Source organism: uncultured Duncaniella sp., from assembly GCF_910577345.1.
Taxonomy (GTDB): Bacteria; Bacteroidota; Bacteroidia; order Bacteroidales; family Muribaculaceae; genus Duncaniella.
The window spans coordinates 1-6,720 of record NZ_CAJTMT010000056.1 but is presented as its reverse complement, the minus strand read 5'-3'; the positions used below and the strand labels follow the sequence as shown (position 1 = coordinate 6,720).

Below are 6,720 nucleotides of genomic sequence, written 5' to 3'. Positions count from 1 at the left end.
GGCGCCGCTTCGCGGCTCGGCGGGGCGCCATCCGGTTGGGGTGCCGCTTTGCGGTTTACCGGTTGTCGCCGGTTGTGGGATGGGGTTATTTTGCGGGGTCGAGGATGACGACGCGGTAGTTGTTCTGGGCGTTGAGGGCCTTCATGTAGTCCATCACGTCCTGGATTGTGATTGAGTTCATCACGTCAACATTGCCGTTGAAGGTGTCGACACCGTTGGTGAGGTTTGCGAGGATTGCCTGACGCCATGCGGGGTTCTTCTCGCGGTTCTCGGTGAAGACCTTGACCATATATTCCTTGATGGGGTTGAGCTCCTCGGCGGTTACGTTGGACTCCATCTCCTTGAACTGCTGCTGGATGAAGGGGAGGACTTCATCCTTCATCTCGGGCTTCATGGGGAATGACGACATGATTGAAGCGGGACGGAGGCCTGTGCGGTCAAGCTGACCGGCGGCGCTGATTGAGTAGACGGCACCCATTTCCTCGCGGACAGTCTTGATGAGGCGGTTGGTGAGGATCTGGCCTACGATTGAGGCAAGCATGGAGTTTTTGGGAGTGAAGTCCATGTCGCCGCTCTCGATGATTGCGACGTAGGTCTGCGGAGTTGACATGGGTGTGGTGAAGGTGTCAGTCTTGGAGCCACCGGCCATGAAGAGGGCGGGGTTGTAGGCGTCGACCTTTGTGACAGCAGTCTTGGTGTCGCCGGGGAGCGATGCGATGTATTTCTCAACGAGGGGCTTGAGGACGGCGGGGTCGACATTGCCGACAAATACGAAGGTCCAGTCAGCCGCGTTGGAAGTCATCGCGTGGGCGATTTCGAGAGTCTGGGCGAGTGATGCACCGTCGACAGCCTCTGAATTGAGGGCCTGACGGCGGGGTGAAGAGTAGAGAGAGCCGAGGATGTTCTTCTGGAAGATGTATTCGGGGCTCTTTTCCTGATTGGCAAGAATGCCGCTGTAGGATTTCTGGAGGGCGGCAAATTCATCCTCGGTGAGCTCGATGTCCTTGAAGCCCATGTAGATGAGTTCCATGAGGGTGGGGAGGTCCTTGGGAGTTGCCGAACCGCCCATTGAGCGGCTGTAGTCGCCGAAGGAGATTCCGAGCGAAGCCTGCTTGCCGGCAGTGTACTTGCTGAGGTCGGTGTTGGTGTAGGAGCCGAGGCCGTAGTTTCCGATGGTCACGGGGAGGAAGAGGAGGGTGTTGGTATAGTCATCGGAGTAAGCTGCTGTGCCACCCTTGGCGTATGCCGAGAAGAGGATTTCGTCCTCCTTGAACTTGGTGGACTTCACGATGACCTTTGCACCGTTGGAGAGGGTCCATTCGGTGGTGCCCCATTTGCTGTTGTCGGTGGTGTTGACAACGCTTCCGGCCACGGGTTCGGAGGGGATGAGGGGTTCGGACTTGACTTCGTCGACGAAGGCCTCGATTTTTTCGGCATCAACTGCGGCGAGAGCGTCGGCGAGTTGCTGTTCGGTGGGGAGGGTGTATCCCTCAGCCTCGGGCGAGAGAATCATGAGGACGCGGTTGTCGGGTGTCACGGCCTGGGCCATTGTCTGGTTGATGACCTGGACGGGGATGCTCATGGCAATCTGCTGGATGAGGGGCCATTCGGTCTCGATGCCGGGGATGGGATCGTTGTCCTTGAAGTTTCCGACATATTCATTGACGAAGGTGCCGTTCTCACGGGTGGCGCGGTTGTTGTAGATGCGCTCGACAGACGAAAGGTATTCGTTGCGCGCACGTTCGTATTCGCTCTGGGTGAAACCGCCACGCTGTGCGCGGAGGATTTCGCGGTAGACAGCCTGAAGTGGAGCGATGATGTCGTTGCTCTTCGAAGCCGTAAAGCCGGTCATCGCATCCTTGACTTTTGATGAAAGGAAGAAGCCGCCGAAGTCAACACCTGCACCGGCGAAGGGAGCGTCGGGCTTGGAGGCGATTTCGTTGATGCGGTTGTTGATCATCGAGGAAATCATGCCTTCGATGTAGCTGTTGGCATAGTACATCGGGGTGTTTTTCATCTCTTTGGGGAGGGGATCGGAGATGAACATGAGCTGGGCGACGAGATTTTTCTGCTCGGGATCGCTGCCCATAGCATAGATGGTGCCCTTATGGTCGGGGACAGGCTCATAGACGCGCTCGGCGGGATTTTCAGGCATCTCGATTGACGAGAACATTTCCTTAATCTTGCCTTCGATGCGGTCAACGTCGATGTCGCCTACGACAACGATGGCCTGCTGGTCGGGACGATACCATTTCTCATAGTAGTCGCGGAGGGCCTGGGGAGCGAAGTTGTCGACAACTTCCATTGTGCCGATGGGGAGACGGTGGCCATACTTGGAGTTGGGATAGATGATGGGGAGGAGTTTCTCGATGATGCGCATCTGGCCCTGCATGGAGCGACGCCATTCTTCGTGGATGACACCGCGCTCCTTGTCAATCTCCTTGGGGTCGAGGGTGAGGTCGTTGGCCCAGTCGTGGAGGATGAGGAGGCAGGAGTCCTGGACGCTCTCGCGTGCGACGGGAACGTTGTTGATGTTGTAGACGGTTTCGTCGACACCGGTGTAGGCATTGAGGTTGGCACCGAATTTCACACCGATTGTCTCAAGCCAGTCGCGGAGCGAGCTGCCGGGGAAATTGGTGGTTCCGTTGAAGCACATGTGTTCGAGGAAGTGGGCAAGACCGCGCTGGTTGTCCTCTTCGAGGATAGAGCCGACATTCTGCGCGATGTAGAAATCCGCCTGTCCCTTGGGATACTCGTTGTGGCGGATGTAGTAGGTCAGTCCATTGGGAAGTTTGCCGATACGGACGGCAGTGTCGACCGGAAGCGGCTGGAGCATCGGGTTCTGTGCCTGTGCTCTGACTATGCCGGGCAGGAGTACGCAAGCAATGAGTACCAATGCCGACATCAGTCTGGTTTTAGCTTTCATCATGATGAATGATTAAGAAAATTGTGATGATATGGTTTTGTTGTTTTTTGGTTCATTAGACGCGAGAAAGCGGATAAAAGTTACTTTTTTATCCGCTTTTTAGTGTTTTTTAACAAATTGCTTCCGCCCATTTTCCCATATAGGCCACCTGCGAGGCATGATTGCGGAGGACAGCTTCGGCTTCGGAGCGGAGATAGGGGACTGGGACAATGTAGGCCATCGGATAGTCGGGATGGAAGACTCCGAGTTTCAGATGTGTCACCGGTATTCCGTAGCAGTTTTCAAGAATGAAGCGGTAGATGCTCAACTGCAGGGCGTAGTGGTGGAAGGAACAGTCGTGGAGATGCGCGACCGGGAAGAATCCGCGTTTGCCGTAGCGGTTTGTCTGTTCGACGGAGCCGTCGGCGGCAATGAGCTTCTTTGAGCGTTTCCAGTCATATATATTAAAGGTGCCGTCGGGACGACGTTCGAGAAAGTCGAGGGTACCGGCTACACCATATTCCTCCATGTAGATTCGCCACTCTGTGCGGTAGGGGTAGAGGCGCTCGGCCGCAGCGAAGTGGCGGAAGAGGGTGTAGGCATCACCGTCGTCGCCGGCATCTTCACCGAGGTAGTAGCGTTCGATTTTCTCGTGCATCGCCGTGCCGAGGTCGCGTGAGCGTTTGGCGTTTGCTTCCCATTGCGCCTTGAGTTCGGCGGGGCTTATGCCGAGTGCGGGAGCTTTGCGGGCAGCCCAGTAGTCGGCATCGAATTTCGGGAAACAGTCTTCGACGATGGTTGTCACTGACGAGAGGGTCTTTCCGCCGAGAGTGTAGGTATGGCTCTCGGCATCAAAATTCAGGTGCGGGTCGCGGGGGTGGGAGTTGAGTTCGTTGAAATTCATCGGGGCGCGGAGGTTTTAGAGTTTCTTGGCCTCTTCCCAGATGGCATCCATTTCAGCGAGAGTCATGTCGCGCAGTTCCTTGCCCATTTCGTGGGCGCGTTTTTCGAGATGGTTGAAGCGGGCGATGAATTTCTTGTTGGTCTTTTCGAGAGCGTTCTCGGGATTGATTTTATAGAGCCGGGCGGCGTTGATGACACTGAAAAGCAGGTCGCCCATCTCTTCTTCCATCCGTTCCGGTGATTTTTCGGCTACCGTCTCTTCAAATTCGGCCATTTCCTCGCGCACTTTGTCCCAGACTTGCTCGGGGCGCTCCCAGTCGAAGCCTACGTTGGCGGCTTTCTCCTGAATGCGGTCGGCCTTGATCATGGCCGGAAGGGCGCGGGGCACACCGGAAAGCACCGTCTTGTTGCCACCCTTTTCTTTCAGTTTCAGTTCTTCCCAGTTTTGCAGGACTTCCTCGGTGGAGTTTACGTTGGTCGAACCGAAGACATGGGGGTGGCGGAAGATGAGTTTCTCATTGAGCGCGTCGCAGACATCGGCAATGTCGAAGGCTTCCTTTTCCTCTCCGATTTTTGAGTAGAAGAGCACATGGAGCAGGACATCGCCAAGCTCCTTGCGGATGTTGGCATTGTCGTCGTTGATGAGTGCGTCGCACAGTTCATATACTTCCTCGATGGTGTTGGGGCGCAGGGATTCGTTGGTCTGTTTCGCGTCCCACGGACATTTGACGCGCAGGATGTCGAGGGTGTCGATGACCCTTCCGAGCGCTTCTATTTTTTCTTCGCGTGTATGCATGGAGTGTATTCTTTATTTATATATGCAAAGTTACGAAATCCATTGCACAAAAAGAAAATTCCCGTGATAACATTGCGGGGGAGGATGTCAGACGGGGGATAATAAGTCGGGAGAATGGTTGTCATGCAACCGTTCCGATCTCATACAGGAATTCAGGAGCGAGGTCGGCACCGTTGGCCCATTCTATGGTCACGCGGTTCAATCCGTATTGGATGAAATTATTTTTGTCGAGAAGTTCGCCGAACACTTCTCCATGCAGGTAGGGTCGGAGATTGGCTATGCGCTTTTCTCCATTATTGAAAGTGAGAGCAAGAGTGTAGTCTCCCATATAGTCGACATCAATGATTCGGAGCATAGCTGCTGTTTAATTTAGAGGTGGAATTTTTTCGATCTTTTCTCCCCTTTGTGCTTTTTCCCAAGCAGAGAGGTGTATTGCAAATATAGTCAAAAAAATCAATTATATGCTTTAATTTATTATCTTTGCATATCATAAAGAATCTTTACCATGAATGAATTGATAAAATTTTTAGGTAATCATGTAAGTGTCATAGTTTCGACTATGTTAATTGTGCTTGTCATGCCTTTATGCGTGAAAGCGAAGACCAAGAGTCGTTCAGCGGAGCGAGGAGATATTGTTTCTTTTAATGAACGTGCAAGACAGTTTTGGAGCTGGTTCGGGCATAATGAGAAAAAGATAGATGAGATAGCCGCCAATCGGCTTGAAATTCTGCCGAGAGTTATCCAAGAGGGTCTGTCGGTTTTTGGTGGTGATATTTATTTCCAGATTGGATCCAATCGAGAATTTACTTTTGCGGTTGAAGGTGAGCGCGAGCGTTTTGACCTCTATAATCAATTGATAAGTATGGCCCCGGAAGGAGTGAAAAAGAAATGGACTTTCTTCCCGTGTAGACAACCGAACAATAACGATTTGAGCTGGGGAATTGGAGGAGTGGAGATGTCGGCCGCTGATGTGAAGATTCTCATTTCAAAGGATACTGAGGGTACGAAATTTAATCTCGGATGTTTTCATCCTGCAGTCGCGGGCTTGAAAAGTGAGAAGGATGAATATATGTCCTATCTATTGATTCTTGAACTCGTGCTCGGTGAAGTCGGAGTGTCGGATTATGTGGGATATATAGATTGTCTTTCTAAGCCTGTCACCGGGATGATACCGCTGACGGAGCTTCTTCCTGTTCTCAAAAAGAGCGTTGAAGAAAATGGTCTGGAATATGATGTCAGGAAGCCTGCAGCTATGACGTATTTCAGACATAAACCGGGCAATGGACTTAAACTTCGCGAGGACATGGTCTATGGTGCGTCAAGACTACCGGACCTTACGATGAATTATTTTGAGAAGAATAATCCCGTGTATGATAAATTGATGGCCTTTGGGGTGGAGCCGGTTTTTCTTACGGTTACAAATCCGGGCAGTCTGAGGGAGGAAGATTTTATAGTCTACCTCAAAGAGATGGGCTTGAAATGTGGCGACATCACCGTTTCGGGGGACAAGATATGTGAATATGTAGGATATTCCTTGGGTGAACGTGGCAGAGGTTACATTGATCTGATGCTTTATGATAAAACCTCTTTTCTTAATCATCTGAACGATGTGCGTAACATGGATCCTATCATAAAGAATGGGGATATAATTCCGGATGTAGAGGTCTACATGCAGAATTTAAAGAAGGATAGCCCGATTGTAAAATTAAGATAGTATCAAATCACCAAAACAGGTAAGCTGCGACGCAGCGATGCGATGGTAGCCCCTTGTCGAGAGGCGATGGAAAATGTAGGCCGCAGGCCGGAATTTTACTATCGCCCGAGGCATGGGGTAAATGTACGTTTTTTATGACGGGCATCGAAGATGTCCGGTAATAGCCTACGGATAAGCTAATTTCTTGATGTCGGAAAATTCTGTTTTGAGTATGTTGGATGATATTATTGGACATCTTCGATGCCGCCCGATTCAACACCAATCTAGCCCCACGCCTCGCTCCCGGATACGAGCTTTGACCTTCGGTCGTCGCTCGCATCCGTTCGCTCGTGGTGGGGCTACCATCACACCGCTGCTGCTATATAACTACCCATCGCTTATAGTTGCGCCAACAATCTTAGC

At 51.9% G+C, this 6,720-nt stretch carries 5 protein-coding genes; 1 reads left to right on the top strand and 4 read right to left on the bottom strand.

Annotated elements, in window-relative coordinates:
- Nucleotides 1-85: 85 nt before the first annotated feature.
- The 4 genes from QZ310_RS13465 to QZ310_RS13450 form a co-directional block, all read right to left on the bottom strand.
- Complete coding sequence (locus tag QZ310_RS13465) at nt 86-2,929, bottom strand: pitrilysin family protein (RefSeq protein ID WP_297073768.1); 2,844 nt, start codon at nt 2,927-2,929, stop codon at nt 86-88.
- Nucleotides 2,930-3,035: 106 nt separating this feature from the next.
- Nucleotides 3,036-3,809 (bottom strand): hypothetical protein, encoded by a 774-nt coding sequence (locus tag QZ310_RS13460; protein ID WP_297073766.1) that lies wholly within the window; start codon nt 3,807-3,809, stop codon nt 3,036-3,038.
- A gap of 15 nt (nt 3,810-3,824) precedes the next feature.
- Nucleotides 3,825-4,604 carry a nucleoside triphosphate pyrophosphohydrolase gene (gene mazG, locus QZ310_RS13455; RefSeq protein WP_297073762.1) on the bottom strand — a complete coding sequence of 260 codons (780 nt, stop codon included), beginning with the start codon at nt 4,602-4,604 and terminating at the stop codon, nt 3,825-3,827.
- Nucleotides 4,605-4,725: 121 nt separating this feature from the next.
- On the bottom strand, nt 4,726-4,959 hold the full coding sequence (locus tag QZ310_RS13450; protein ID WP_297073760.1) for a DUF2442 domain-containing protein: 234 nt from the start codon (nt 4,957-4,959) through the stop codon (nt 4,726-4,728).
- A 150-nt stretch (nt 4,960-5,109) separates the two neighbouring features.
- Between QZ310_RS13450 and QZ310_RS13445 the strand changes: the two genes are divergently transcribed.
- Nucleotides 5,110-6,318, top strand: coding sequence for a hypothetical protein (locus QZ310_RS13445; protein WP_297073757.1), 1,209 nt, complete (start codon nt 5,110-5,112; stop codon nt 6,316-6,318).
- Nucleotides 6,319-6,720: the final 402 nt, after the last annotated feature.

What these genes read in the sequence shown, in the direction of transcription:
- QZ310_RS13465 (WP_297073768.1), bottom strand. Translation starts at nt 2,929, where the DNA reads ATGATGAAAGCTAAAACCAGACTGATGTCGGCATTGGTACTCATTGCT.
- QZ310_RS13445 (WP_297073757.1), top strand. Translation starts at nt 5,110, where the DNA reads ATGAATGAATTGATAAAATTTTTAGGTAATCATGTAAGTGTCATAGTT.
- QZ310_RS13460 (WP_297073766.1), bottom strand. Translation starts at nt 3,809, where the DNA reads ATGAATTTCAACGAACTCAACTCCCACCCCCGCGACCCGCACCTGAAT.
- QZ310_RS13450 (WP_297073760.1), bottom strand. Translation starts at nt 4,959, where the DNA reads ATGCTCCGAATCATTGATGTCGACTATATGGGAGACTACACTCTTGCT.
- mazG (WP_297073762.1), bottom strand. Translation starts at nt 4,604, where the DNA reads ATGCATACACGCGAAGAAAAAATAGAAGCGCTCGGAAGGGTCATCGAC.